Source organism: Paenibacillus wulumuqiensis, from assembly GCF_000971965.1.
Taxonomy (GTDB): Bacteria; Bacillota; Bacilli; order Paenibacillales; family Paenibacillaceae; genus Saccharibacillus; species Saccharibacillus wulumuqiensis.
Genome location: NZ_KQ040792.1, coordinates 685,306 through 686,758 on the forward strand (window position 1 = coordinate 685,306; position 1,453 = coordinate 686,758).

Genomic DNA, 1,453 nt, shown 5'->3' on the forward strand with positions numbered 1-1,453 from the left:
AGCTCCATGCTGACTCGTATGAAAGAGCTGGGCGTACAGCAAGAAAATGGAACGTACAGCGCAGGCGACAAATCGAACATCAAAGCGGAACTGGGTCAACTGGGCGCGCAAATTGATGCGATCATGAGCAACACGAACTTCAACGGAATCAAAATCACTTCCAGCATCAGTATCCAAGCGGATGATGATAAATTCAAAATCACAATCAAAGGAATCTCTACTGCTGGCTTTAAAGGTATGACTTCCGGTGTTACTCTGGCTAGCACAAGCGATGCGATCAAAAACGTAGCAAAACAACGTGCTAACTTAGGTGCAATGCAAAACCGTCTGGAATACACTTCCAACAACCTGGGAACTACAGTAGAAAACCTGACAGCATCCGAGTCCCGTATCCGTGATACAGACATGGCGAAAGAAATGGTGGCATTGTCCAAGAACAACATTCTGGTACAAGCTTCCCAATCCATGCTGTCCCAGGCAAACTCTTCGCCACAAGGCGTACTGTCCCTGCTTCGTTAATTTTAAAGCTCAATTTGCAATCTGCTTATTCAACCCTTGCCATTTATGGCGAGGGTTTTTTGTTATACAATTTTTATAATAGCAAGAGTACATAGTCGCCAAAATGATTTGAGAAAAATGATAACTACTATAAACAATTCAAATCAAGTGGACGATATATATAATAGAGCGAGAGAGCTACAAGTAACGGCCGTCTTGCAGCTCTCTCGTCAGTAATATTCAAATATTCAATCAACCACATGGATGTGGGATGATTCAATTTCAGGGAGGAAATAACAATGATTATCAACCATAATATCCAGGCTTTGAACACACAGCGTAACTTGAACCTCAACAGCACATCTGCAAGCAAGAATATGGAGAAATTGTCTTCCGGTCTGCGTATCAACCGTGCAGCAGACGATGCAGCAGGTCTGTCGATCTCCGAGAAAATGCGTGGTCAGATTCGTGGTCTAGAACAAGCACAACGTAACGTACAAGATGGTATCTCTTTTGCACAAACAGCAGAGGGTGCAATGAACGAAATCAGCTCCATGCTGACTCGTATGAAAGAGCTGGGCGTACAGCAAGAAAATGGAACGTACAGCGCAGGCGACAAATCGAACATCAAAGCGGAACTGGGTCAACTGGGTGCGCAAATTGATGCGATTGTAAGCAACACGAACTTCAACGGAATCAAAATCACTTCCAGCATAAACGTACAAGCAGATGATGATAAATTCAAAATCACAATCAAAGGAATCTCTACTGCTGGCTTCAAAGGTCTGACTTCTGGCGTAACGCTGTCTGCTACATCAGCTGCAATCAAAGATGTAGCAAAACAACGTGCTAACTTGGGTGCGATCCAAAACCGCCTAGAATACACTTCCAACAACCTGGGAACTACAGTAGAAAACCTGACAGCATCCGAGTCCCGTATCCGTGATACAGACAT

The 1,453-nt window shown here is 43.9% G+C and carries 2 protein-coding genes; both read left to right on the forward strand.

Going from position 1 to position 1,453, the window contains the following annotated elements:
• Positions 1-519, forward strand: a 519-nt coding sequence (locus WH45_RS02970; RefSeq protein WP_046212871.1) for a flagellin, incomplete at its 5' end; no start/stop codon positions are given.
• Positions 520-797: 278 nt separating this feature from the next.
• Positions 798-1,453 (forward strand): flagellin (locus WH45_RS02975; RefSeq protein WP_046212872.1); only part of this gene is annotated, 656 nt, incomplete at its 3' end.